The organism is Neorhizobium galegae, from assembly GCF_017877055.1.
GTDB classification, from domain to species: Bacteria; Pseudomonadota; Alphaproteobacteria; order Rhizobiales; family Rhizobiaceae; genus Neorhizobium; species Neorhizobium galegae_D.
This window is the reverse complement of record NZ_JAGIPG010000001.1, coordinates 1,066,623-1,089,917: the sequence shown is the minus strand read 5'-3', so window position 1 is coordinate 1,089,917 and position 23,295 is coordinate 1,066,623. Positions and strand designations below refer to the sequence as shown.

The following is a 23,295-nucleotide window of genomic DNA, read 5'->3' as shown; positions in this document are numbered from 1 at the left end:
AAACATGGCCTGCAATGGCCTCTCCGGTCAGGGAAAACCAGGCGTTTTTCAAAGGAAATGGCGGGGATGGCGCACTTCCCGTTAACTGCCCTGCCGGGCACCGCATTGCAACAAATCGGGCCTCATGTTAGGCCAAGCCCACGACAGAAGGCGGCCGTCCCGGACATACCCGAATGAGACAAACACTATCGGTTGCCATCTGCGTCATCGTGTCGCTTGTGTTGATGGCGATCGGGACGCGTTATATACATCCTCACTGGATTCTGGGAACGCTTTACAGCCTGCAACTGCATGCGGCACTCGGCTGCGTGGCGGCCATGGTCGTAGCACTTCTCGTCAAGCGCCACTTCGTGGTCTGGCTGCTTTTCGCCGCCTCACTTCTCTTTGTCGGCCACGCGGTGTTGATGAGCCGCGAATTCGCCGCGCCGATGACGCCCGCCGAGGCGAATGCACCGACCTTCCGGCTGATGTCCTTCAACATTCTCAATGACAATTTCGCCAATGCGGAAGACATCGTCGAAACGATCCGCTCTTCCGGCGCCGACCTGGTCAACATCATGGAGGCAGCCCCGCTCCGGGTCTATATGGACGAGCTGGCGAAAACCTATCCCTACCGGGTCGGCTGCGGCCTTCTGATCGAGGATTGCGACCAGCTCATGCTATCCAAGGTGCCGATCGAAGCGCCCACGGTGCAATCGCTCAGCGAGATCTTTCCGGACCGCTTTATCCTTGCCAAGGTGACGGTCAAAGGCCGAACGATCAATTTCGTCGGCGTGCACACGACCAAGCCCTATTTCGACAGTTTCCACTCGGTGGAACTGAACAGAGCCGCTCTCGCAATCAGCGAGGCAACCGGTCCCCTGCTGCTCTCCGGCGATTTCAACGCCTCAAGCCTGGCGCCGAACATGCGCCGGTTCCTCCGCAATACCGACTTGGCGACTGCCGGCTTCGAGCCCGCCACCTGGCCGATCCGGGCGGGCGTGTTCGGCCTGCCGATCGATCATGTCTATGCGCGGGCGCCGCTCAAGATAAAGTCGCTGACCCGCATTCCCCAAGGACACGGCTCGAACCACTACGGGCTGATCGCCGAGATCGCCATTACCGGAGAGTGAGCTGGAGCGCTATTGGGCGGCGTCCGCGGCGAGAAAACCGCCGGACTGCCTTGCCCAGAGCTCCGAATAGAGCCCTCCCCGCGCAATCAGTTCGTTGTGTGTGCCGTCCTCGATGATCCGGCCCCTGTCCAGGACGATGAGGCGGTCCAGCGCCGCGATGGTCGAAAGCCGGTGGGCGATGGCGAGCACGGTCTTGCCCTGCATCAGCCGCTCCAGGTTCGACTGGATCGCCGCTTCCACCTCCGAATCGAGTGCCGAAGTGGCCTCGTCGAGCACCAGGATCGGCGCATCCTTGATCATCACGCGCGCGATCGCCACGCGCTGGCGCTGGCCGCCGGAAAGCTTGACGCCGCGCTCGCCCACATGCGCGTCAAACCCCTTGCGGCCACGCTGGTCTTCGAGGGCGGCGATGAACGTGTCGGCTTCCGCCTTGCGCGCCGCCTCGACGAGCTGCGCCTCCGTCGCGTCCGGCCTGCCGAACAGGATATTGTCGCGGATCGACCGGTGCAGCAGCGAGGTATCCTGCGTCACCATGCCGATCTGTGCGCGCAGTGATTCCTGTGTCGCTTTGGCGATATCCTGACCGTCGATCAGGATGCGTCCGCCTTCGAGATCGTAGAAGCGCAGCAGCAGGTTGACGAGCGTCGATTTGCCGGCGCCCGAACGACCGACAATGCCGAGCTTCTCGCCCGGCCGGATGGTGAGCGACAGGTTGTCGATGACGCCCTTCGCCTTGCCGTAGTGAAAGCTGACATTCTCGAAGCGGATTTCCGGGCGCTTGACCACCAGCTGCGTCGCGTTCGGCGTATCCACCAGCCCGATCGGCTGCGAGATCAGCTCGGCCGAATTCTGGATCGTGCCTATATTGCGCATGATGCCGTTGAGCTGCGTCATCAGCCGGCCGAGCAGGAAGTTCAGCCGCAGCATCAGCGCCATGGTGAAGGCGACGGCACCGGATGAGATCAGGCCGGAGAGCCACAGATGCACGCTCATCGCCGCCATGGTGACGATCATCGTGCCGGAGAGAAAGGCCATGGAGGCGCGCACGCTGGTGAGCAGCCGGGTGAACGCGATGATCGTGTCCTGAAAACTCTCGAAACCCGACAGCATGTAGCGGTCATTGGCCTCGTCGCGGCCAAACAGCCTGAGCGTCTGGATGTTCGAATAGGCGTCGACCATGCGGCCGCTGATCATCGATCCGGCCTCGGCGGAGGCCTTCGAGTGTTCGCGAATACGCGGCACGTAATATCTGGCGAGCAACGCGAAGATCGAAAGCCACGCGACGACGACCACCGCCAGCCGCCAGTCGAGCCCCGCGACCAGCGCGATGGTCGAGACCGAATAGATGCCGACGAACCAGACGCTTTCCATGAAGGAGGTCAGAACGTCGCCGGTCGCCTGCCCGGCCGACCAGACTTTCGTGACGATACGGCCGGAAAAATCGTTCTGGAAGAAGGACAGCGACTGGCGCGATACGTGGATGTAGGATTGCCAGCGCACCAGGTTGTAGAAACCGGGCGTGATGATCTGCTGGTCGACCAGCGCCGTCATCAAACCGATCAGGAAGCGGCCGATGCCGACCACCAGCGCCATGACGACCAGTTCGGTCCCGTGGTTGGCAAGCAGCCCCGACCATCCCTCCGAAGGTTGGGTCGTGTCGAGGATATCGACCAGCCGGCCGACATACCAGAACATCGCTGCCTCGACGCCGGCGGCAAGACCGCCAAGCACCAGCATGGCGAAGAAGGGGAGCTTGGCTTGACTGACATAGAACCAGACGAAGCCGATCAGGCCCGCAGGCGGCTTCAGGTCGTCCCGCCTCGCAAACGGCTTGATAAAGCTTTCGAAGATGCGGAAGACCGGTTTCAACATGGACCGGATATAGGCGGATTCTGATCATCGGCAAAGCGAAAGCGGCCAGGCGCCGGCTTACATTTTCTTAATGTAAACTCCAGCCATATGGGTTTTCGTGCCGGTTGGGCATAATCATGATCAATCACTATGATTGCTCAAAAGGTGTTCCCATGCCTCGAACGCTCGAGAGGATGGGTGGTCAAGCAGGCACTCGCGAACTGCGTCGAGCTGGAAGAGGCACGGCGGCGCCTGACATTGGAGGCAATGGCGGACGTGGATAAGGGAAATGTGGTCGATCAGGAAGAGGTCGAAAGATGGGTTTCCAGTCTGGGAACTGACAAGCCTCTGCCGCGTCCCCTCTGATGGAATTGAAGTGGTCGTCAAAGGCGGTATCCGACCTCGACCGCCTTCATGATTTTCTGGCTGCGGTGAATGCACCCGCGGCGGCGCGCACGGCTCAAAACCTGGCTGCAACACCCAAGAAGCTTATCCAGCATCCGCGGCTTGGTGAAAGGCTGGACGAGTTTGCACCGTGTGAAATTCGACGCCTTCTGATCGGTGATTACGAGTTGCGATACGAGATACAGGGCGAGACGATTTTTCTTCTTCGTAGCGGGCACACCCGCGAAAACCGAATCTGAATTCCGCGGAAGCATTCCTTAGGATACTAACCTCAGAGCGAGAAATGAGACGGCGGAGATTACTCCGCCGCCGCCTCTTCGATCACATCATCATGGCCGATGAAGCCGCCGGACTGGCGGTTCCAGAGGTCGGCATAGATGCCGCCGGTGGCAACCAGTTCGCGGTGCGTGCCGGCCTCGATGATCCGGCCGCGGTCGAGCACGATCAGCCGGTCCATTTCGGTCAGCGTCGACAGCCGGTGGGCGATGGCGATCACCGTCTTTCCTTCCATCAGCGCGAACAGGTTCTCCTGAATCGCCGCCTCGACTTCCGAGTCGAGCGCCGAGGTCGCCTCGTCGAGCACCAGGATCGGCGCGTCCTTTAAAAAGACGCGGGCAATCGCGATGCGCTGCCGCTGGCCGCCGGAAAGCTTCACGCCGCGTTCGCCCACATGCGCATCGAGACCCTTGCGTCCCTGCATGTCGGCAAGCCCGTCGATGAAGTCCCAGGCATTCGCCCGCTTCGCCGCCTCGATGATATCCGCGTCGGTCGCATCCGGCTTGCCGTAGGCGATGTTGTCGCGGATCGACCGGTGCAGCAGCGACGTATCCTGGGTGACGACGCCGATCAGCGAACGAAGGCTGTCCTGCGTGACGCCGGCGACGTCCTGGCCGTCGATGGTGATGCGGCCGCCTTCCAGATCGTAGAAGCGCAGCAGCAGGTTCATCAGCGTCGTCTTGCCGGCGCCGGAGCGGCCGACCAGACCGACCTTCTGGCCGGCCGGGATATCGAGCGTCAGGCCTTCGATGACGCCCTTGCCCTTGCCATAGTGGAAGTGGACGTTGTCGTAGCGGATATGACCCTTTTTCGCGGTGAGCGCCGAAGCGCTCTTCTGGTCCACCACGTCATGCGCCTTGGTCATCATCGACATGCCGTCATAGACGGTGCCGATGTTTTCGAAGAGCGCCGAGACCTCCCACATCACCCATTGCGACATGCCGTTGATGCGCATCGCAAGGCCGATGGCGATGGCGATCGCCCCGATCGAGATGACGCCGTCCAGCCAGAACCAGATTGACAACGCACCGACCGTAAACAGCGCCACGCAGTTGTAGAAGTAGACCAACGCCTGGAAACCCGTCACCTTGCGCATCTGTGCATGCACGGTCTTCAGGAAGATATCCATGGCGTCGCGCGCATAGGTCTCTTCCCGTCCCGCATGCGAAAACAGCTTGACGGTGGCGATGTTCGTATAGCTGTCCACAACGCGGCCGGTCATCATCGAGCGGGCATCCGCCTGTTCGGCCGAGATCTTGCGCAGGCGAGGCACGTAATAGGCGACCGTCATCGAGTAGAGGATGATCCACAGCACGAGCGGCACCGCAAGGCGCAGGTCGGCTGCCGCCACGATCGCGATCATCGAGATGAAATAGGTGAAGACGTAGACGAACACGTCGAGCACCTTCATCACCGTTTCGCGGATCGCGAGCGAGGTCTGCATCACCTTGGTGGAGACGCGGCCGGCGAACTCGTTGGCGAAGAACGTCATCGAGTGGCGCAGCAGGAAGCGGTGCATCTGCCAGCGGGCGATCATCGGGAAATTACCCATCAGGATCTGGTGCATGATCAGCGAGTTCAGCGTCGCGACCGCCGGCAGGCCGACCAGCACCACGAAGGCCATGAAGAACAGCTTCGGCCCTTCCCTTTCCAGGAAGGTCGCCCGATCGGCATTGCTCAGCCAGTCGACGATATCACCCAGAAACTGGAACAGCGCCACTTCGCCGATCGCGATCAGCATCGTGCAGGTCGACATGATGACGACCCACGGCCAGACCGGCTTGGTATAGTGCCACAGGAAGGCCGCAAGGCCGACGGGCGGTAGTGAGGGCGCCTCGTCCGGATAGGGATCAACGCGCCGTTCGAACCACGAGAACATGAAAAAAGCTCCGTAAATCGGATGCCGCACCGGTTCAGCACGCAAGGCGGCCGGAATCGGGCGACGAAAACCTGGGTAGCGAGGCCGGGTGTCGGCCGCGTAACGATTGAGGAAGGAAAAAGTTTGCGAGAAACCGCGAAACGCCTAGGCCAGAGACACAGAAATCCGGCAGCGGAGGCGCGAGAGCACGGTCATATCCATGTGGGCCTCCTTGAGTGGGCGTTGAGCTACGCAAGTCTTCTACCCTCTCGGGTACAAATTGAAAAGAGCAAATCACCGCGTCCGGCCACCCAGGGCTTTTCTGTTGCCCGATCGTCACAGCCATGCCGCGCATCGAAAGGGCTTGAGACCGAACACCGGTTTCCCGTAAGGACGGGCATATGAGCAACATTTCCTCTGGCCTGCACATCGCCCTCTACCAGCCGGATATCGCCGGTAATACCGGCACGATCCTCCGGCTCGCCGCCTGCCTCGGCCTGTCGGTCGATATCATCGAACCGGCCGGCTTCGACATTTCCGACCGGAACCTGAAACGCTCCGGCATGGACTATCTGGACAGCGTCACGCTCGCCCGCCATGTCAACTGGCAGCGCTTCGACGAATGGCGAAGGGCGAACGGCCGGCGCGTCGTGCTTGCCTCCACCAGGGCCGCCCTGCCCTATACCCGCTTCGAATTCCAGCCGGACGACATCCTGCTCTTCGGGCGCGAAAGCGCCGGCGTTCCCGATCACGTGCATGAGGCGGCCGACGCCCGCATCCTCATCCCCATGGTCGAAGGCCAGCGGTCCATCAACGTCGCCATGTCGGCGGCGATGATTGCTGGCGAGGCGCTGCGGCAGAACGATTTTCGTCTTCATTGAACCGGGCTCCGGTTTTCTTTCACGGAGCCTCTGCTATAAAACCTCAAGTAATATTGAGGTCAACAGCGATGATGAAGAAAAATCCGGGCGGGCGGCTGGAGCTTGAACTGACGGTCGGGGAAGTCGCGACACGCAGCGGCGTGGCGGTGTCTACCCTGCATTTCTACGAGACCAAGGGACTGATCCAGAGCCGCCGCAACCGCGGCAACCAGCGCCGTTATCCGCGCGTCGTGCTGCGCCGGGTCGCGGTTATCAAGGTCGCCCAGAAGACCGGCATACCGCTTGCCGACATCGCCGAAGCCCTCTCCGTCCTGCCGCATGACCGGCCGCTCACCGCCAAAGACTGGCAGCGCCTTTCGGAAACCTGGAAACGCCAGCTCGATGAACGGATCGCCAGCCTCACGGCGCTGCGCGACCACCTGACCGGCTGCATCGGCTGCGGCTGCCTGTCGATGCAGGACTGCCCGCTCAGGAACCCGCTCGACATGCTCGGCGAAAAGGGCGCGGGGGCGATCTTGCTGGAGGCGGACGAGCAGGTGGCTGCGGATTGATTGCGCGGATAGGCCTACACCCTGCTTCCGCCCGTTTAGCATCTTTCGAGAAAACACATGTCAAACCGATCGAAGCCCATGGGCCCAACATCGGAGATCGCATATGTTTCCGCAATCGGGCTTCGTACTTCCCAGCCCCAAGCCCTCAAGGACCGAGATGCGCAATCTGCCCTGCTACCTGATGACCGCTGCCGCCATAATCCTGTTGGCCTCGCCCGTCCACGCCCAGGAGGCCGAGCACTATACCGCGGTGAGCAAGACTGCGATGAGCGTCACCGGGGACGTCTGGCTCGACGATTTCGGCATCACCTTCGAGAACGAGGAATCCCTCGAATTCTCCGACCTCGTCGCCGACAATTTCCGTGTCGACGGCAAGCGGGTACCGGCATCCGTCTACCGTGTCGCGGAACCGGCCGATCCGGAACTCGAGAACGGCAACCATCTCTGCGGATCGGGGGACGTCACCTATGTCGCCAACTGGGCGTCGGCCAAGGGAATGTCGGCGATCGCCGTGTTTACGGGGAGAAATCCGCCGAAGAGCAGCGCCGAAATGTGCGCGCTCTACACCTATGAGGACCCGAGGTGACGGATCGGATCAATCCGCGGTCGGCAACCTGCGCATGGTGAATTCGATCTGGTCGCCTTCGAGCTGGCGCCAGCTTTCCACTTCGGTCCAATAGGCTGCCTTCGGAAATTCGTGAAACCATTCGCGCGCCTTTTCGCGCGCTTCTTCCCGCGAGAGCTGGAAGGTCTGCCGTACGAACATGCCCTGGCGCTCGCCGGCTTTTTCCTGCCGGTGGCGGTCGATCCTGCGTTTCAGCCCGTCGAGCGGCGGGGGTGTGAACTTTGCCATGAAAGCCTCTGATCAGCACCTGCTTATGCGGTAAAGATAATGCCGGGCGACCCACTTTGCGAGTCTCATTTTCCACCTGCGACAACCGATGGAATGGCTCGCGAAAGCCAGAAATGTTAATCCCCGATCGGAAAAATGCGAATCGCGCCAAGGGGATGGCGAGAGGAATAGAGACATGGAACGGCCGGTACTGCCCAAGGGATTGCCCGCGGACATCGAAGACAAGAAGGCGGCGGCGAGAGCCTGGTTTGAGAGCCTGCGCGACACGATCTGCGCCTCGCTGGAAGGCCTCGAGGCCGAACTGACCGGACCTCTCTCCGATCAGGAGCCCGGCCGCTTCAAAGCCAAAGACTGGCTGCGCGACGGCGGAGCCGGCGGCGGCGGCAAAATGTCGATGATGGAGGGCCGCGTCTTCGAGAAGGTCGGCGTCCACACCTCGACCGTGCATGGCGAGTTTTCCGCCGATTTCCGCAACCAGATGCCGGGCGCGGAAGAAGACCCAAGCTTCTGGGCGTCGGGCATCTCGCTGATCGCCCATCCGGTCAATCCCAACGTGCCGACCGTCCACATGAACACCCGCATGGTGGTGACGTCGAGCCAATGGTTCGGCGGCGGGGCCGATCTCACGCCGGTGCTCGACCGGCGCCGTACCCAGACGGACCCCGACAGCGCCCTCTTCCACCGGGTCATGGAGATCACCTGCAAGCGCCACGAGGCGGTCGCCGACTATGACCGTTACAAGGCCTGGTGCGACGAGTATTTCTTCCTGAAGCACCGCAACGAACCCCGCGGCGTCGGCGGCATTTTCTTCGATTGGCTGCATCCGGTCGAGGAAAAAGGCGGCTGGGATGCGGATTTCGCCTTCGTGCAGGACGTCGGCCGGGCCTTCAATCTCGTCTACCCGAAGATCGTCCGTGCCAATTTCAACAAACCCTGGACGGAGCATGATCGCGACGAGCAACTGATCCGCCGCGGCCGCTATGTCGAATTCAACCTGCTCTACGACCGGGGCACTATTTTCGGGTTGAAGACTGGCGGCAATGTCGAGTCCATTCTGTCGTCACTGCCTCCGGTTGTAAGGTGGCCTTAGATCAAAGATCACAAAATTAACGATTTCGAGTATAAATAGGCCCCAATATCTCATCCTTAACAAATGCGATATCGGAATCGATGCGATGGTGGTAGCGTCCCCTTGGTTGTACCGGAGGAGGATCGCCATGATGGCACCGAATAGCATGCCAATGCCGGATGCGTCTGAGGAAAAGGACGCCCGTTCCCTTGATACTGCTGACATGATCGACCGCCTCGCGACGGAAATGCGCGCGAGAACCGGTGGTGAACTCCCCCATTCCTTTTATGTGGACCAGGTAAGGCGCCAGCTTGCCGGCAAGTCGGTTGCCATGTCGGCCGCCAACGACGAGGCGGCGCGGGAAAAGGGTCAGGAACAGGCTTCCGTTTTCCACGCCTGGGCGCTTTCCGAATAAGCGCCGGGAACGGTCCTTGTAGTTTCCGAGTTATCGAGATTGGCGCCGGCGGATATGGGAGATATCCGCCGCCTCCAGTCCAACGCTAACAGGAGGAAATGTCATGCGACTGTTCGAATGCGGGACCCTCGTGCCCGGTTGCCAGTGGCATACCCGTGCCGATGAGGACGCCGAAGTGGTCCGCCGCGCCGTGGAGCATCTGCGCACGGTGCACGGGGAAGAGATCATCCGCGAAAATATGGTCGAGAACATCAAGGCGCGTATTCGCGACGAAAACGGCGCGGCCGCGGCCTGACGCCCAATCGTATCGAGGCGGCCGGCCACCCCGCATGGGAGCGCTCGCGCCCGGCTTCACAGCGGCAGGCCGCCTGATGTCAAAGCGAGCTGCGGATCATATCCTCCAGCCGGGCGGTCAGCGCCGCCCGGTCCGGGGCAAAATTGCGCTCCACCCAGAAGTCTTCCAGCTCCTTGAGAATTTCTCCGACCCGCTTGCCGGCCGGCACCCCGGCTGCCACGATATCGCCACCACTGAGTGGAAAGACCGGCTTCTCGTAGTTCTCAGCCCTCTTCAGCAGCACCGACAGCCGCGCGGACTTGCGCATCGCCGCGGGATCGCCCTCGGCCGCAGTTCGCGCAGAGGCCAGAGCCAACCTCAGCCGCATGACCAGCCCCTCCGCGCCATGGCGGTAGAGCAGCCGGTCGAAGCCGACATCCGTCACCTCGTCGGGCGGCACCGGCGCATTCGCCCAGGTGGCAAGCCGCCCAGCTTCCGCATTCGACATCTTGAGCCGCTTTGCCAGGGCATCCAGCCGCTCCGCGTCGGGCGGCACGATCGCCGCCAGCCTCAGAAGCGGGTCGGGCGTCCAACCGAGCGACTTCTCAGCCGCCACGAGGCCGTGGATGCCGTCGATACCCCACTTTTCCGTTTCGGGCAGGACTTCGGTGAGCACCCCCGCCTGCCGCATCCAGAGCAGCGCGCGGGAGGGATCGACGGCAGACAGCAGCTTCTTCGTTTCGGCCCAGACGCGCTCGGCCGACAGCGTCGAAAGCTTGTCTTTGGCTCGGGCGCAGGCCCTCAGGCCATCCGCATCCGGCCGGCCGGACCCGTAATGGGCGAAGAAACGGAAGAAGCGCAGGACGCGCAGGTAGTCCTCGGCGATCCGCTCGGCCGCCTCGCCAATAAAGCGGACAGTGCGCGTCTCGATATCCGCAAGCCCGTTCACGAGATCGATCACCTCGCCGCGGGCGTCCGCATAAAGCGCGTTGATCGTCAGGTCCCGCCGTTCGGCATCCACCTGCCAGTCCGTGCCGAAGGCGACCTTGGCGCGTCGGCCATCGGTCTCCACATCGCGACGCAACGTAGTGACTTCGAAACCATGGCCGTCTATGACCAGCGTCACCGTGCCGTGCTCGATGCCGGTCGGCACGGCCCTGATACCGGCCGTTACCGCCCGCTCGACCACCTTTTCCGGACGAAGCGTGGTGGCAACATCGACATCGGCGACGGGAAGCCCCATCAGCGCATTACGCACCGCGCCGCCCGCCACCCGCGCCTCGCCGCCGTCGGCATTCAGCAGGGTCAGGATGCGCTGCAGCGCCGGGTCTTGGAACCAGGCCTCGTCGGCTACGGTCGTCATGCATAAAGCCTTTCATAGAGCGTGCGCAGAATGCCCGCGGTAATGCCCCAGATGTTTCGTTCCTCGTAAGGCATGACGTAGAAATGCCGCTCCTTGCCATCCCATTCACGGCTGCCGCGCTGGTGGTTCGCCTCGTTCATCAGGAAGGACAGCGGCACCTCGAAGACGTCTTCCACCTCGGCCGGATTGGGCGTGATCTCGAAGCCGCGCCTGACGACTGACAGCACTGGCGTGATGCGGAAGCCGGTCGCGGCATAATAGGTCGGCAGCCGCGCCAGAGTTTCGACGAAGGAGCGGTCGAGGCCGATCTCTTCTTCCGCCTCGCGTAGCGCCGCCTGTTCCGGCGAACGGTCCTCCGGATCGATCCCGCCGCCCGGAAAGGCGATCTGGCCGGAATGCTTGCGCATCGTCGAGGTCCGCTGCGTCAGGATCACCTTCGCGTCGTCGCCGTCGTCGACGACCGGCACCAGCACCGCCGCATCCTTCAGCTTCAGCCCGGCTGCGAAATCCACGAGCGTTGGATTGAGCAGATGGTCGCCGTGGTGGCGCCAGGCGTGGTCGATCGGCCCGCCATTCTGGTTCAGAGCCCGGCGGCGGAAATCGCCGGCCGAAAAAAGGGGAAAGTCACTCATTGCGATAAGGCGTCCAATTCGGCCTCGGGCATCACGGGAAAGACCTCCGTTCCGGAGCGGACGGAGAACATCGGCACCCCGTCTATCACGATCGCCTCGCCCAGTTCCACGAGATCGTACATGACCGCGCGGGAAACGAGCGCCTCCAGCCGGCCGCGCACCGTGAGATAGGGTTTAAGCTCGCGGTTTTCGCCGGATATTTCGAAGCGCAGGGGGTGTTCCGGCCCAGCCTCGACCACATCACCGACATTTGTCCTGAACGTGAGGACCTGTCGGCCTTCACGCTGCGTCACCTGCATCTCGACCGCCAGAAAGGGTGCGTCCACGACCCGGATGCCGACTTTTTCCACAGGTGTTACAAGATAGGTCCGCCCGTCTTCATCCCTGCGCAGCACGGTCGAAAACAGCCGCACCAGCGGTGCGCGGCCGATCGGCGTGCCCATGTAGAACCAAGTGCCGTCGGCACGGATTTCCATGTCGATATCACCGCAAAAGGGCGGATTCCACTTGTCGACGGGCGGCAAACCGCGCTTTCCGTCGCCCGTTTGCTCGGAAGCGCGCGAAATCAGGGCCGCAAGGCCCGCGGCATCGGCTGCCGAATTTATCGTTTGCGCTGCCATCTTTCAGTCCCGGTTCGTCCGTAAGCATTGGCGAAGGCAATTGTTCCTCACGAGATAGTCATTCAATACGTGCTTGTCAGCCATGTTTCGGGGAATAAGTTTGATCGGATAGGGCGGATGCTGCGATGCAGCGATTCGCCGCCGGGATATGAATAAGCCCGGCCTTGGAAAGCCTGCCGGTTCTGGATGATGGAGAGCGACATGGGCCTGATGAATTCCACCGATAGCGTCCTCGATGAAAAAGCCATCATCGCCTCCGCCGAAATGGCCCTGTCCGACATCGCCGCCATTCGCACCGAAATCGCCAAGGTGATCTTCGGCCAGGAGAAGGTGGTCGAGAACACGCTGCTGGCGGTTCTCTCCGGTGGCCATGCGCTGCTGGTCGGCGTCCCCGGCCTTGCCAAGACCAAGCTGGTCACCACGCTCGGCACCGTGCTCGGTCTCGGCGCCAACCGCATCCAGTTCACCCCTGACCTGATGCCCTCCGATATTCTCGGCTCGGAAGTGATGGATACGGACGATGCCGGCCGCCGCTCCTTCCGCTTCATCAAGGGCCCGGTCTTCGCCCAACTCCTGATGGCCGACGAAATCAACCGCGCCTCGCCGCGGACCCAGTCGGCGCTGCTGCAGTCCATGCAGGAATACCACATCACGGTTGCCGGCCAGCGTTACGATCTGCCCGCCCCCTTCCACGTGCTCGCGACCCAGAACCCGCTGGAGCAGGAAGGCACCTACCCGCTGCCGGAAGCGCAGCTCGACCGCTTCCTGCTGCAGGTCGACGTGCTTTATCCCGAACTCGCCGCCGAGCGCCAGATCCTGCTCGAAACCACCGGCCTTTCGGAATCCAAGGCACGTGGCGTCATCGACGCTGCCCGCCTCCAGGAAATCCAGGTGCTGATCCGCCAGATGCCGGTCAGCGACAAGGTGGTCGATGCGATCCTCTCGCTGGTGCGCTCCGCCCGCCCGGGCCACGGCAATGCCCATACCGACAAGCACGTCGCCTGGGGTCCCGGCCCGCGAGCCGGTCAGTCGCTGATGCTGACTGCCCGTGCGCGCGCCCTCTACGAAGGCCGTCTGGCCCCATCGCTGGACGATGTCTATGCGCTTGCCGAACCGGTGCTGGAGCACCGCATGGCGCTGACGTTTGCGGCGCGCGCCGAAGGCATGTCGGTCCGCGACGTCATCGCCGGTCTGGTGAAGCAGGCCCGCGGCTAAGTCCGCCGGCTAGAAAGGATAATGCGTGGCATCCACCATTGGCCAGATCGTAGAGCAGACACCGAGTAGCGAACTCCTCTCCCGAGCCCAGGCCCGCGCGACGCTAGTGCCGGACTGCATGGTGGAAGCCAAGCGCATCGCCAACACGGTGATCGCCGGATGGCACGGCCGCCGCAAACGCGGCATCGGCGAGAATTTCTGGCAGTTCCGGCCTTATGCCGAAGGTGAAAGCCTGTCGCGCATCGACTGGCGCCGTTCCGCCCGCGACGACCATACCTATGTGCGCGAACGCGAATGGGAAGCAGCCCACACCGTCTGGCTCTGGGCCGACATGTCGCCGTCGATGATGTACAAGTCGACACTCGCGATCGCCTCCAAGGAAAGCCGCGCGCTGGTGCTGATGCTGGCGCTCGCTGAGATCCTCGCCCGCTCCGGCGAGCGCATCGGCTGCCCTGGCATCATGGAGCCGGTATCGGCCCGCAACGCCGCCGAACGGCTGGCTGCCTCGATCATGCACGCACCGCTGACGACCGGCCTGCCGGACACCGCGATGATCCGCGGCCATAGCGACATCGTGCTGATCGGCGACTTCCTCGACGATGCCGACCGGGTGATGGAGCGCATCGCCCCGCTCGGCCGCCGCGGCCTGCGCGGCCATGTGGTCGAGATCGCCGATCCGGCAGAGGAGACCTTCCCCTATACCGGCCGTACCGAGTTCACCGATCCCGAGACCGGCGAAAAGCTCGTTTCCGGCCGCGCCGAGATGATCCGAGAGGATTACCAGCGCGCCTATTTCGCCCGCCGCGATGCGCTGGGTGAATCGCTGCGCCGTCTCGGCTGGAGTTTCGTCTTCCACCGCACCGATCACCTTGCCTCCGAGGCGCTAGTCGCCGTGCATGGCTATCTGTCCGGTTTGCCGGCACCGAAACCGGTCGGAGATCGGTCATGAGCGCGCTGATTTTCGCCAATCCCGCCATTCTCTTCGGCCTGATCGCGCTGCCGGTGATCTGGTGGCTGCTGCGGCTCACCCCGCCGCGCCCCAAGGCCGAAGTATTTCCGCCGCTCCGGATCCTCGCGACCGTGCTGAAACGCGAGGAAACGCCGTCGAAAAGCCCTTGGTGGCTGACGCTGCTGCGCATGCTGCTTGCCGCCGCGGTGATCCTGGCGATCGCCGATCCGGTGATGAACCCCCGCGCCAACTCCTTGAATTCCGGCGGACCGCTGGTGCTCGTCGTCGACAATGGCTGGGCGACCGCCGCCGATTGGGAACGCCGCGTCCAGACCGCCAACCTGCTGATCGACGATGCCGAAAGCGCCGACGTGCCGGTGTCGATCACCTTTACCGCCGATGCCAGCCATGAGGCCGTGCCCGGCACTGCGGCGGCAGCCCGCGACAAGCTGACGGCCGCCAATCCCAAGCCGCTGGTTCCCGATCGTGCCCGTGCCGCCCAAGCGGTCCGGGAGGCCATGAACGGCACCCCTCCCGGCACGCTCGCCATCCTCTCCGACGGCATGGCGGCCGCCGGCGACAACGAGGCCATGTCGGCGCTTGCCGCGCTTTCGCCCGCCGAGATGCGGCTGATCGAAGGCGACGGCCACAGCGCGGTCGCGCTGACGGACGCGGTGAACAACGCCGCCGCCATGTCGGTGACGGCGACCCGTCTTTCGACCGCATCGGCGCAGCAGATGAACGTCAACGCGCTCGATGCGCAGGGGCGCGCGCTCGCCTCCGGCACGCTGCAGTTTGCCGCAGGCTCCGGAACCGCCACCGCTGAGATCGCCTCTCCCTTCGAACTGCGCAACGACTTCGCGCGGCTGAGCATCGATGGGCTGGCCACGGCCGGCGCCGCGCACCTGCTCGACGATGGCTTCAAGCGCCGCCGCATCGCGCTTCTCGCCGGCGAAAGCGGCAGCGATTTCCAGCCGCTCCTGCAGCCGCTCTATTACATCAGCCGTGCGCTCCTGCCCTATGCGGACGTCATCCAGCCGAACACCGCCGATCTTGCAGTCGCCATCCCGCAGATCCTGCAGGGCAATCCGTCCGCGATCATCCTCGCCGATGTCGGCCGCCTGCCCTCCGAAACCTATGCACCGCTGCAGCGATGGATCGCCCAGGGCGGCACGCTGATCCGCTTCGCCGGCCCGCGGCTTGCCGCTGCCCCCGCCGATGATCCGCTGGTGCCGGTCATCCTGCGCCAGGGCGAACGCGCGCTCGGCGGCGCCATGTCCTGGTCGGAGCCGCAGTCGCTCGCCGATTTCCCGACCTTCGGACCGTTCGCCGGCATGCCGCGCGCCGCCGACATCACCGTCACCCGCCAGGTTCTCGCCGAACCGACGCCGGATCTTGCCGAACGCACTTGGGCCAGCCTTGCCGACGGAACGCCCCTCGTCACCGAAAAGGAAGTCGAGGCCGGCCGCATCGTGCTCTTCCATACCAGCGCCGAAGCAACCTGGTCGAACCTGCCACTATCGGGCAATTTCGTCGAAATGCTCCGCCGCCTCGTCCAGCTCGCCCGCGCCGGCGGTGCCGCATCGTCCGGAGGGGCAACCGAGGGTGCTACCGCGACGCTTGCCCCCTATCGCCTCCTAACCGCCGACGGCGTCCTCACCACCGAGACCGGCACGGCGCGGCCGATCGCGATTGCCGCCAACCGGGTGCCGGTCGCGAGCTTCGACCACCCGCCGGGCCTCTACGGTACCGAAGACGGTTTTACCGCCGTCAACCTGCTGGCGCCGAAGACGGTGATCTCCCGTTTCGATCCGACCACGGCCGGCCGGCCGGTCGGTCGCGAAGGCCTTGCGGGCGGCGAAGCCGTGTCGCTCCGCCCCGCCCTGTTTGCCGCCGCCTTCGCGCTCCTGATCCTCGACAGCCTTGTGGTACTCTTCATGAACGGCGCCTTCTCCCGCGGTCCCGGCGGGCGCCGCAGGCCGGGCGGTGCTGCCACGGCCGCGGCAATCGCCGCCCTCGCCTTCGGCCTCTTCGTCTTTATGCCGGACCAGTCCCGGGCACAGGAAATGGCGCCCGGGGCCGGCGCCAAACCCGGCGACGAACAGATCCTGGAACGGCTCGATACCACCCACCTCGCCTATGTCACGACCGGCGAACAGGATGTCGATCGGATTTCCGAACAGGGGTTGGAAGGCTTGAGCCAATTCCTCACCTATCGCACGACGCTGGAACCCGGCGCCCCGGTTGGCCTCGACATCACCAAGGACGAGCTTTCCTTCTACCCGATCATCTACTGGCCGATTTCCGCGACCGCGCCGATGCCGTCACAGGCGGCGATCTCCCGCATCGACGCCTATATGCGCAACGGTGGCACGGTACTCTTCGACACCCGCGACCAGTATTCGTCGCTCGACGGAGGCGGTACAACGCCGAACGGCGAGCGGCTGCAGGCGATCCTTGCCAATATCGACATTCCACCGCTGGAACCGACCCCCAACGACCATGTGCTGACCCGTTCCTTCTACCTGCTCACCAATTTCCCGGGCCGCTATACGGGCAGCCCGCTCTGGGTCGAGGCACGGCAGGAAGCCAAGAATACCGGCGCCCAGCTTTCCTCCAGCGGCGACGGCGTGACCCCGCTGCTGATCACCGGCAACGACTTTGCCGGCGCCTGGGCGGTCGACAGCCAGGGCGGGCCCGTGCTGCCAACCGTCCCTCCGGACGAGATGCAGCGCGAATACGCCTATCGCTCCGGCGTCAACATCATGATGTACATGCTGACCGGCAATTACAAAGCCGACCAGGTTCATGTCCCGGCGCTTCTCGAACGGCTTGGCCAGTAAGGACAGCCGAACATGACCATCGAATTCGCCCCCTTCTTCTCCTGGCCGATCCTGGCCGCCCTCGGCGTCTTCGCGCTGATCCTCGCAGGCCTTGCCTTCTGGCGCGGCATTCGCGGCGCCACCTTGCGCACGCTGGCGCTCGCGGCTCTGCTTCTGGCGCTCGCCAACCCGACGCTGCTGCAGGAGGACCGCGACCAGCTTTCGACCGTGGTGCCGATCATCGTCGACCGCTCCCAGAGCCAGGACACCGCCCAGCGCAAGGAACAGACCGACGAGGCGCTCGCCGGCCTCCAGGATCGCTTCTCCCGCTATCCGCGCATCGAGACCCGCATCGTCGAGGTCGATGACGACGGCGATTCCGACACGCCGTCCACCAAGCTTTTCACCGCCCTGCGCTCGGCGATTTCCGATGTCCCCCCTGCCCGCATCGGCGGTGCGGTCTTCCTGACGGACGGCCAGATCCATGACCTGCCCGGCATCAACCAGGACCTCGGCTTCAACGCGCCCGTCCACGGCCTGATCACCGGCAAGCCGGACGAATTCGACCGCCGCGTCGAAGTGGTCCGTGCCCCGCGCTTCGGCATCGTCGGCGAGGAACAGGAACTGACGCTGCGGGTCTTCGACGACGGCCGCACCGGCGGCGGGCCGGCGCAGGTCACCGTGCGCATGAACGGCCAGCAGACCGCGACGCTGCGCGCCACGCCCGGCCAGGAGACGCCCTTCTCCTTCACCGTGCCGCGCGGCGGCAACAATGTCATGGAGTTTTCGGTCGCCGAGCTTCCGGGCGAAGTGACCATCGCCAACAACCGCGCCGTCCACGTCATCGACGGCATCCGCCAGAACCTGCGCGTGCTGCTCGTCTCCGGCGAGCCGCATGCCGGCGAGCGCGCCTGGCGCAACCTCTTGAAGTCCGACGCCTCGGTGGATCTTGTCCACTTCACCATCCTGCGCCCGCCGGAAAAGCAGGACGGCACGCCGATCAACGAACTGTCGCTGATCGCCTTCCCGACGCGTGAACTGTTCGTCGAGAAGATCAAGGATTTCGACCTGATCATCTTCGACCGCTACAAACACCGCGGCGTGCTGCCGATCCTCTATTACGATTACATTGCCCAGTACGTGAACAATGGCGGCGCGCTGCTGATCGCCGCCGGCCCCGAACATGCCGGCGAGGATTCGATCGCCTCGACCCCCCTCGAACAGGTCCTGCCGGCCGCCCCCACCGGCGAAGTGCATAGCGCTGGATTCTATCCGCATCTTTCGCCGGAGGGCGAAAAACACCCCGTGACCCGCGGGCTCGACGGCTCCAACGCCAATCCGCCCGCCTGGGGCCGCTGGTTCCGTACCATCGACGTCGATACGCCGCAGGGCCAGACGGTCATGGAAGGCGACGGCGACCGCCCGCTTCTCGTGCTGAACCGCCAGGGCGAAGGCCGCGTCGCCATGTTGCTGTCCGACCAGGGCTGGCTCTGGGCCCGCGGTTTCGAAGGCGGCGGCCCGCATGTGTCGCTCTATCGCCGCATCGCCCACTGGCTGATGAAGGAACCGGAACTTGAGGAAGAGGCGCTGACCGCCCGCGCGGTCGGCCGTACGCTCGAAGCGACCCGCCAGACGATCGGCGACGATCCCGGCCCGGCCACCATCAAATACCCGTCCGGCCGTACCGAGACCGTGCCGATGACGGCAGCCGGCCCCGGCCAGTACCGGCTCGAACGCCGCATGGAAGAGACCGGTCTGTTCGAGGTCACCAACGGCCAGTTCTCGACGCTGGTGCATGTCGGCACCGTAGATGCACCGGAATTCAAGGCGATGATCTCGACCGAAGCCACGCTGAAACCCTATGCCGACAAGACCCGCGGCCTCGTCACCCGCGTCGCATCCGGAGACGGCATCTCGCTGCCGGACATCCTGCCGGTGCGCGGCGAAGTGCGCGTCAACGATCCCGACCGCATGGTCATCCGCCTGACAGACGAGACGGTGCTGCGCGGCATCAACACGCTGCCGATGTTTGCCGGTTTCGCCGGCCTCTCCGCCCTGCTCTTCGCGGTCGCGGCGATGTGGTGGCGCGAGGGTCGCTAAAGGCATGACGCAGCTTGACGTGACCGCCTCGCCCTCCCCCGAGGAACTGGCCGTGATCGGCGAAGGGCTGACCGCCTTCAACGACGCCGACGTCGGCCCGTCCGAGCGCAAGCCACTCGCCGTGCTGATCCGCGACGCTGGCGACAAGGTGATCGGCGGGCTTTCCGGCTATACGGCCTGGGGCTGGCTCTTCACCCAGTGGCTGTTCATCCCGGAAACATTGCGGGGTGAAGGCATGGCCGGCAAGCTGTTGAGCCAGGCCGAGGAAGAGGCCCGCGCCCGCGGCTGCCACGGCGCCTGGATCGACACGTTCAGCCCGGTCGCCCGCAAGGCCTATATGCGCCAAGGCTACGAGATCTTCGGCGAGCTGCCGGAATTTCCGAAGGGCCGAACCCGCACCTTCCTCAGGAAAGCTCTGTAGTCTATCCATTCGCTCCGAAAACGGGGCCAAAGAATCGTCGCATGGATATCGACCTGAAACTCACCGAAGGCATGAACGCTGACGAGGAGGATTTCATCCTCGAACGGCTGATGACTCATAATGCTGTCACTTTCGGCCCCAGCAACCGTCGGGAACTGGCGGTGCCGCTGCATGGCGAGGACGGCGACCTGATCGGCGGACTGACCGGCTATACCGGCCGCGGCTGGCTCTATATCTCGATGCTCTATGTGCCGGACGAGTTGCGCGGCCAAGGCCTCGCCGCCCGTATGCTTGACATGGCGGAAGCCGAAGCCAAGGCTCGCGGCGCGATCGGCGCCTATATCGACACCATGAACCCGGCAGCGCTCAAGCTCTATCTCAAGCAGGGTTACACCGAGATCGGCACGCTGAAGGGCCTCGAAGGAGGCCATTCGGTGACGTGGCTGGAAAAGCGGTTCTGACCGGCGCTTAGGCCAGGGAAACCTGGCGTGTCTCCGCATTGATCATCGTGGCGGCAATCGCCGCGATCACCAGCAGGCCGGCGAAAATACCGATCGTCAGGCCCAGACCCTGAACCACGACATAACCGACCAGCGAGGGCGCCAGCAGGCCGCCGAGACGGGCCATGGCGCCCGCCGCACCCATGCCGGTCGCCCGCGAGGCGGTCGGATAGAGTTCCGGCGTATAGGCGTAAAGCGCACCCCAGGTGCCGAGCAGCGCGAAGCTCATGATCAGCAGCGCGGCCCCTACCAGGAGGGCACTCGGTGCGACGACGAACATCAGGCAGCCGAGCGCCGAGAGCAGGCAGAAGCCGATCAGCGTCGGCTTGCGGCCCAATTTTTCCACGCCATAGGCGGCAAGCGCATACCCTGGAAGCTGGGCGAGTGCGACCAGGACCAGAAAGCCGTAACCCCGCACGAAACCGAAGCCGTCGCCGGCGAGCCTTGCCGGCATCCAGGTAAAGACGCCGTAATAGGAGACCGAGACAAGGAACCAGATCGCCAGAATCATGATGCTGCGCTGGCGCAACTCGCCCGAAAAGATGCCGGTCGTCTTGATCGCCGGCGGCGAGACGAGGTTGGTTCCCGCCCCGAGCGGCGGATGGCCATTGACCGCGAGCATCCGCTCGACAATCGCCTTGGCCTCCTCGTTGCGGCCGGAGCGCAGCAGATAGAGCGGCGATTCCGGCACCAGGAAACGCAGGCCGATGCCGGCGATGGCCGGAATGGCAGTGACCGCGAAGATATAACGCCAGGCATCCGCGACGCCGGCAAGGCTTGCGGCCCAGGCGGCGAGCGCGACGATCAGCGTTCCGATCGCCCAGAAGCCCTCGAGCAGAACCAGCCAGCGGCCGCGGTTCCTGGCGGGCAGGAATTCCGCCATCATCGCATAGTCGACCGGCAGCGTGCCACCGACAGCAGCGCCCGTCAGGAAGCGCAGCAGAAGCAGGATGGTGAAATCCGGCGCGAAGATGGAAAGCGTACCGAACACCGCGTCGCAGGCAACCGTGACGATCAGCACCCGCCGCCGGCCAATCCGGTCGGCGAGCCTGCCGAAACCGAGCGCGCCGAGCAGCATGCCGAGGAAGAAGGCCGTGCCGGTCTGCAGCGCCTGCGGTACGGTCAGCTCGAAACTTGCTGCGATCGAGGCGGCAGTGAAACCGACCGCCAGCACCTGCATCGCATCGGCCGTCCAGACGAGGCCGAACACGCCCATCAGCCGCCGCTGGTAGGTTCCCGCTCCGGCGCGATCGAGCGCTTCGTCCATGGTGATTGCTGTCATGCGCCCTGTCCCTCGGCTCGACGAATCGTGCGGCCGGCTTTCGCCGACCGATCCATCATCTGCTTAAAGGAAATGGCCTATTCGCGCCAGCCGATGACGCCCTTGAGCCGCGCATGCACGTCGGCTGCGATCGGCACGACCAGGACCCGGCCGGGATCGACAGGACCTGGGAATTCCAGCGCGCCATAGGCAACCTTCTCGAACCCGAGCGGGCCGTAATAGGGCGGATCGCCGACGAGGATGACGGCCTCGGAACCCTGGCGCCTCGCCGCTTCGATGGCGATCCGCACCAGTTCCCGGCCGATGCCCTGGTTCTTGTGCGACGGCCGCACCGCAAGCGGCCCGAGCAGGTGGCCCTTCACCGAACCGGCATAGACCGGCGTCATCCGCACCGAGGCGATCGTTTCGCCGTCGTCGGCACAGACGAAGGAGAGGGTGCGGTCGTGCGGCCCCTGCTCGCGGATGCGGGCGGCCGCGCGGGTATGCCGGCCAGGGCCGAAGGCTTCGGCGTTGATGAGTTCGATGACCTCATCATGGGACGCATCTTCCGTGAGATAGACGAGTTCGTGCTTGTAGAGGGCTTTGTGCTGAGACATGAAGTACCGAAGCCGTAGATTGAGAGCGGACAGGACAAGGGATCTCGATGACGCGTGTAAGCGTCGTGGTCGATGATCAGCGTCGTCGCAGTGCCCGTACTTCGGTCATGGAAAAAGGTTTCTCCAAATTTCGGAATGCGAAGTAGCAGGAAAATTTCTGATCGTCCAATGCAAAAACACAGCGTTCATAAAATCCCGGCTCGCAATCCCGTGGGGCTGCCGTATCTATTGCGGCAACGAACACGAAGGAGATCGCCATGGGTAGGCTCGTCGAAGGAAAATGGCAGGACGTCTGGTACGACACCAAGGAAAACAAGGGCCATTTCAAGCGAGCCGAATCGCAGTTCCGCAACTGGGTGACTGCGGACGGTTCCGCCGGTCCCTCAGGCAGGCAAGGCTTCAAGGCTGAGGCCGGCCGCTACCATCTCTATGTCTCCTATGCCTGTCCTTGGGCGCACCGCACGCTGATCTTCCGCAAGCTGAAGAAGCTCGAGGACCTGATCTCCGTCTCGGTCGTCGACTACCTGATGCTGGAGAACGGCTGGGAGTTCAAAAAACGCGACGGCGCCACCGGCGACGACCTGTTCGGCTCGGACTATCTCTACCAGGTCTACCTGAGGGCCGATCCCAGCTATTCCGGCCGCGTCACCGTGCCTGTCCTGTGGGACAAGCTTGAGAACACGATCGTCTCCAACGAGAGTTCGGAAATCATCCGCATGTTCAACGGCGCCTTCGACGGCCTGACGGGCTCGACGGAGGATTTCTATCCGGCAGAGCTGCGCAGCGAGATCGACGGCCTGAACGCCATCGTCTACGACACGGTCAACAACGGCGTCTACAAGGCAGGCTTCGCGACCGCCCAGGACGCCTATGAGGGCGCCGTCACCCGGTTGTTCGAAACGCTCGACACGCTGGAAAAGCGCCTGTCAGGCAGCCGCTACCTGTTCGGCGACACGACGACGGAAGCCGACTGGCGCCTGTTCACCACGCTTCTGCGCTTCGATCCCGTTTATGTCGGCCACTTCAAGTGCAACATCCGCCGCATCGCGGACTACCCGAACCTGTCCGGTTATCTTGCTGATCTCTATCAGCAACCGGGCATCGCCGAGACCTGCAATCTGTTCCACATCAAGCACCACTATTATGAGAGCCACAAGACCATCAACCCGACCGGCATCGTCCCCGTCGGCCCGGTGGTCGATCTGGATGCGCCGCATGGGCGGGAGAAGGTGAAGCGGGCTGCGTGATCT

Annotated in this window: 24 protein-coding genes; 16 read left to right on the top strand and 8 right to left on the bottom strand. The window is 63.7% G+C overall.

Going from position 1 to position 23,295, the window contains the following annotated elements; all coding sequences use genetic code 11:
* The first annotated feature begins 173 nt into the window (after window positions 1-173).
* Window positions 174-1,112: an endonuclease/exonuclease/phosphatase family protein gene (locus J2857_RS05035; protein WP_210008914.1), complete on the top strand. Its 939-nt coding sequence runs from the start codon at window positions 174-176 to the stop codon at window positions 1,110-1,112.
* 9 nt (window positions 1,113-1,121) lie between these two features.
* Here the strand turns inward: J2857_RS05035 and J2857_RS05030 are convergent, their stop codons facing one another.
* Window positions 1,122-2,984 (bottom strand): ABC transporter ATP-binding protein, encoded by a 1,863-nt coding sequence (locus J2857_RS05030; protein WP_210008913.1) that lies wholly within the window; start codon window positions 2,982-2,984, stop codon window positions 1,122-1,124.
* A gap of 129 nt (window positions 2,985-3,113) precedes the next feature.
* On the opposite strand from J2857_RS05030, the gene J2857_RS30860 reads away from it, so the two are divergent.
* Both J2857_RS30860 and J2857_RS05025 read left to right on the top strand, forming a co-directional pair.
* A complete protein-coding gene (locus J2857_RS30860) occupies window positions 3,114-3,329 on the top strand; it encodes a CopG family ribbon-helix-helix protein (RefSeq protein WP_373426833.1) in 216 nt (71 codons plus the stop codon).
* Window positions 3,329-3,607, top strand: a complete 279-nt coding sequence (locus tag J2857_RS05025) for a type II toxin-antitoxin system RelE/ParE family toxin (RefSeq protein ID WP_210008912.1) — start codon at window positions 3,329-3,331, stop codon at window positions 3,605-3,607. Before J2857_RS30860 ends, J2857_RS05025 begins: the two co-directional genes overlap by 1 nt.
* A 59-nt stretch (window positions 3,608-3,666) precedes the next feature.
* On the opposite strand, the gene J2857_RS05020 is transcribed toward J2857_RS05025, so the two are convergent.
* Window positions 3,667-5,523: an ABC transporter ATP-binding protein gene (locus J2857_RS05020; protein ID WP_210008911.1), complete on the bottom strand. Its 1,857-nt coding sequence runs from the start codon at window positions 5,521-5,523 to the stop codon at window positions 3,667-3,669.
* 380 nt (window positions 5,524-5,903) lie between these two features.
* Here J2857_RS05020 and J2857_RS05015 point away from each other — a divergent pair, with 380 nt between their 5' ends.
* The 3 genes from J2857_RS05015 (at window position 5,904) to J2857_RS05005 (ending at window position 7,520) form a co-directional block, all read left to right on the top strand.
* Complete coding sequence (locus J2857_RS05015) at window positions 5,904-6,383, top strand: tRNA (cytidine(34)-2'-O)-methyltransferase (RefSeq protein WP_210008910.1); 480 nt, start codon at window positions 5,904-5,906, stop codon at window positions 6,381-6,383.
* A gap of 71 nt (window positions 6,384-6,454) precedes the next feature.
* Entirely contained in the window at window positions 6,455-6,934 is a 480-nt protein-coding gene (gene soxR, locus J2857_RS05010; protein ID WP_281068609.1) for a redox-sensitive transcriptional activator SoxR, read from the top strand.
* Window positions 6,935-7,037: 103 nt separating this feature from the next.
* The gene (locus J2857_RS05005) at window positions 7,038-7,520 is read left to right on the top strand and encodes a hypothetical protein (RefSeq protein ID WP_245363018.1); all 483 of its coding nucleotides are present in this window, start codon (window positions 7,038-7,040) and stop codon (window positions 7,518-7,520) included.
* Window positions 7,521-7,529: 9 nt separating this feature from the next.
* Here J2857_RS05005 and J2857_RS05000 read toward each other — a convergent pair whose 3' ends face one another.
* Window positions 7,530-7,787 carry a hypothetical protein gene (locus J2857_RS05000; protein WP_037076370.1) on the bottom strand — a complete coding sequence of 86 codons (258 nt, stop codon included), beginning with the start codon at window positions 7,785-7,787 and terminating at the stop codon, window positions 7,530-7,532.
* Between the two features lie 175 nt (window positions 7,788-7,962).
* On the opposite strand from J2857_RS05000, the gene hemF reads away from it, so the two are divergent.
* The 3 genes from hemF (at window position 7,963) to J2857_RS04985 (ending at window position 9,566) form a co-directional block, all read left to right on the top strand.
* Complete coding sequence (gene hemF, locus J2857_RS04995; RefSeq protein ID WP_210008908.1) at window positions 7,963-8,877, top strand: oxygen-dependent coproporphyrinogen oxidase; 915 nt, start codon at window positions 7,963-7,965, stop codon at window positions 8,875-8,877.
* A 127-nt stretch (window positions 8,878-9,004) separates the two neighbouring features.
* Window positions 9,005-9,271: a hypothetical protein gene (locus J2857_RS04990; protein ID WP_245363017.1), complete on the top strand. Its 267-nt coding sequence runs from the start codon at window positions 9,005-9,007 to the stop codon at window positions 9,269-9,271.
* Between the two features lie 103 nt (window positions 9,272-9,374).
* Window positions 9,375-9,566, top strand: coding sequence for a DUF1059 domain-containing protein (locus J2857_RS04985; RefSeq protein WP_037076377.1), 192 nt, complete (start codon window positions 9,375-9,377; stop codon window positions 9,564-9,566).
* A gap of 79 nt (window positions 9,567-9,645) precedes the next feature.
* On the opposite strand, the gene J2857_RS04980 is transcribed toward J2857_RS04985, so the two are convergent.
* Genes J2857_RS04980 through J2857_RS04970 form a run of 3 tightly spaced genes read right to left on the bottom strand, consistent with a single transcriptional unit; the run spans window position 9,646 to window position 12,160 of the window.
* The gene (locus J2857_RS04980; protein ID WP_210008907.1) at window positions 9,646-10,908 is read right to left on the bottom strand and encodes a CCA tRNA nucleotidyltransferase; all 1,263 of its coding nucleotides are present in this window, start codon (window positions 10,906-10,908) and stop codon (window positions 9,646-9,648) included.
* The gene (locus J2857_RS04975) at window positions 10,905-11,540 is read right to left on the bottom strand and encodes a CoA pyrophosphatase (protein WP_210008906.1); all 636 of its coding nucleotides are present in this window, start codon (window positions 11,538-11,540) and stop codon (window positions 10,905-10,907) included. The genes J2857_RS04980 and J2857_RS04975 overlap by 4 nt, the downstream gene beginning before the upstream one ends.
* A complete protein-coding gene (locus J2857_RS04970) occupies window positions 11,537-12,160 on the bottom strand; it encodes a DUF1285 domain-containing protein (RefSeq protein ID WP_210008905.1) in 624 nt (207 codons plus the stop codon). The genes J2857_RS04975 and J2857_RS04970 overlap by 4 nt, the downstream gene beginning before the upstream one ends.
* Window positions 12,161-12,361: 201 nt before the next feature.
* Here J2857_RS04970 and J2857_RS04965 point away from each other — a divergent pair, with 201 nt between their 5' ends.
* Genes J2857_RS04965 through J2857_RS04940 form a run of 6 tightly spaced genes read left to right on the top strand, consistent with a single transcriptional unit; the run spans window position 12,362 to window position 20,128 of the window.
* On the top strand, window positions 12,362-13,375 hold the full coding sequence (locus J2857_RS04965; protein WP_210008904.1) for an AAA family ATPase: 1,014 nt from the start codon (window positions 12,362-12,364) through the stop codon (window positions 13,373-13,375).
* 25 nt (window positions 13,376-13,400) lie between these two features.
* Complete coding sequence (locus tag J2857_RS04960) at window positions 13,401-14,324, top strand: DUF58 domain-containing protein (RefSeq protein ID WP_210008903.1); 924 nt, start codon at window positions 13,401-13,403, stop codon at window positions 14,322-14,324.
* Entirely contained in the window at window positions 14,321-17,167 is a 2,847-nt protein-coding gene (locus J2857_RS04955; RefSeq protein WP_210008902.1) for a DUF4159 domain-containing protein, read from the top strand. Before J2857_RS04960 ends, J2857_RS04955 begins: the two co-directional genes overlap by 4 nt.
* A 12-nt stretch (window positions 17,168-17,179) precedes the next feature.
* A complete protein-coding gene (locus J2857_RS04950; protein ID WP_210008901.1) occupies window positions 17,180-19,246 on the top strand; it encodes a hypothetical protein in 2,067 nt (688 codons plus the stop codon).
* A gap of 4 nt (window positions 19,247-19,250) precedes the next feature.
* A complete protein-coding gene (locus tag J2857_RS04945; RefSeq protein ID WP_210008900.1) occupies window positions 19,251-19,667 on the top strand; it encodes a GNAT family N-acetyltransferase in 417 nt (138 codons plus the stop codon).
* A gap of 41 nt (window positions 19,668-19,708) precedes the next feature.
* On the top strand, window positions 19,709-20,128 hold the full coding sequence (locus J2857_RS04940) for a GNAT family N-acetyltransferase (protein ID WP_210008899.1): 420 nt from the start codon (window positions 19,709-19,711) through the stop codon (window positions 20,126-20,128).
* Window positions 20,129-20,135: 7 nt separating this feature from the next.
* On the opposite strand, the gene J2857_RS04935 is transcribed toward J2857_RS04940, so the two are convergent.
* Together J2857_RS04935 and J2857_RS04930 are read right to left on the bottom strand one after the other, a co-directional pair.
* Entirely contained in the window at window positions 20,136-21,449 is a 1,314-nt protein-coding gene (locus tag J2857_RS04935) for an MFS transporter (protein ID WP_210008898.1), read from the bottom strand.
* 77 nt (window positions 21,450-21,526) lie between these two features.
* Window positions 21,527-22,045, bottom strand: coding sequence for a GNAT family N-acetyltransferase (locus J2857_RS04930; protein ID WP_210008897.1), 519 nt, complete (start codon window positions 22,043-22,045; stop codon window positions 21,527-21,529).
* 257 nt (window positions 22,046-22,302) lie between these two features.
* Between J2857_RS04930 and J2857_RS04925 the strand changes: the two genes are divergently transcribed.
* A complete protein-coding gene (locus J2857_RS04925) occupies window positions 22,303-23,292 on the top strand; it encodes a glutathione S-transferase family protein (protein WP_210008896.1) in 990 nt (329 codons plus the stop codon).
* Window positions 23,293-23,295: the final 3 nt, after the last annotated feature.

Excerpts from the sequence above, each read along its gene's own strand:
- J2857_RS04925 (WP_210008896.1), top strand. The coding sequence starts at position 22,303 with ATGGGTAGGCTCGTCGAAGGAAAATGGCAGGACGTCTGGTACGACACC.
- J2857_RS30860 (WP_373426833.1), top strand. The coding sequence starts at position 3,114 with ATGATTGCTCAAAAGGTGTTCCCATGCCTCGAACGCTCGAGAGGATGG.
- J2857_RS05025 (WP_210008912.1), top strand. The coding sequence starts at position 3,329 with ATGGAATTGAAGTGGTCGTCAAAGGCGGTATCCGACCTCGACCGCCTT.
- soxR (WP_281068609.1), top strand. The coding sequence starts at position 6,455 with ATGAAGAAAAATCCGGGCGGGCGGCTGGAGCTTGAACTGACGGTCGGG.
- J2857_RS05020 (WP_210008911.1), bottom strand. The coding sequence starts at position 5,523 with ATGTTCTCGTGGTTCGAACGGCGCGTTGATCCCTATCCGGACGAGGCG.
- J2857_RS04970 (WP_210008905.1), bottom strand. The coding sequence starts at position 12,160 with ATGGCAGCGCAAACGATAAATTCGGCAGCCGATGCCGCGGGCCTTGCG.
- J2857_RS04930 (WP_210008897.1), bottom strand. The coding sequence starts at position 22,045 with ATGTCTCAGCACAAAGCCCTCTACAAGCACGAACTCGTCTATCTCACG.
- J2857_RS04955 (WP_210008902.1), top strand. The coding sequence starts at position 14,321 with ATGAGCGCGCTGATTTTCGCCAATCCCGCCATTCTCTTCGGCCTGATC.
- J2857_RS04945 (WP_210008900.1), top strand. The coding sequence starts at position 19,251 with ATGACGCAGCTTGACGTGACCGCCTCGCCCTCCCCCGAGGAACTGGCC.
- J2857_RS04975 (WP_210008906.1), bottom strand. The coding sequence starts at position 11,540 with ATGAGTGACTTTCCCCTTTTTTCGGCCGGCGATTTCCGCCGCCGGGCT.
- J2857_RS05015 (WP_210008910.1), top strand. The coding sequence starts at position 5,904 with ATGAGCAACATTTCCTCTGGCCTGCACATCGCCCTCTACCAGCCGGAT.
- J2857_RS04965 (WP_210008904.1), top strand. The coding sequence starts at position 12,362 with ATGGGCCTGATGAATTCCACCGATAGCGTCCTCGATGAAAAAGCCATC.
- J2857_RS04990 (WP_245363017.1), top strand. The coding sequence starts at position 9,005 with ATGATGGCACCGAATAGCATGCCAATGCCGGATGCGTCTGAGGAAAAG.
- J2857_RS04980 (WP_210008907.1), bottom strand. The coding sequence starts at position 10,908 with ATGACGACCGTAGCCGACGAGGCCTGGTTCCAAGACCCGGCGCTGCAG.
- J2857_RS05000 (WP_037076370.1), bottom strand. The coding sequence starts at position 7,787 with ATGGCAAAGTTCACACCCCCGCCGCTCGACGGGCTGAAACGCAGGATC.
- hemF (WP_210008908.1), top strand. The coding sequence starts at position 7,963 with ATGGAACGGCCGGTACTGCCCAAGGGATTGCCCGCGGACATCGAAGAC.
- J2857_RS05035 (WP_210008914.1), top strand. The coding sequence starts at position 174 with ATGAGACAAACACTATCGGTTGCCATCTGCGTCATCGTGTCGCTTGTG.
- J2857_RS04950 (WP_210008901.1), top strand. The coding sequence starts at position 17,180 with ATGACCATCGAATTCGCCCCCTTCTTCTCCTGGCCGATCCTGGCCGCC.
- J2857_RS04935 (WP_210008898.1), bottom strand. The coding sequence starts at position 21,449 with ATGACAGCAATCACCATGGACGAAGCGCTCGATCGCGCCGGAGCGGGA.
- J2857_RS04985 (WP_037076377.1), top strand. The coding sequence starts at position 9,375 with ATGCGACTGTTCGAATGCGGGACCCTCGTGCCCGGTTGCCAGTGGCAT.
- J2857_RS05005 (WP_245363018.1), top strand. The coding sequence starts at position 7,038 with ATGTTTCCGCAATCGGGCTTCGTACTTCCCAGCCCCAAGCCCTCAAGG.
- J2857_RS04940 (WP_210008899.1), top strand. The coding sequence starts at position 19,709 with ATGGATATCGACCTGAAACTCACCGAAGGCATGAACGCTGACGAGGAG.
- J2857_RS05030 (WP_210008913.1), bottom strand. The coding sequence starts at position 2,984 with ATGTTGAAACCGGTCTTCCGCATCTTCGAAAGCTTTATCAAGCCGTTT.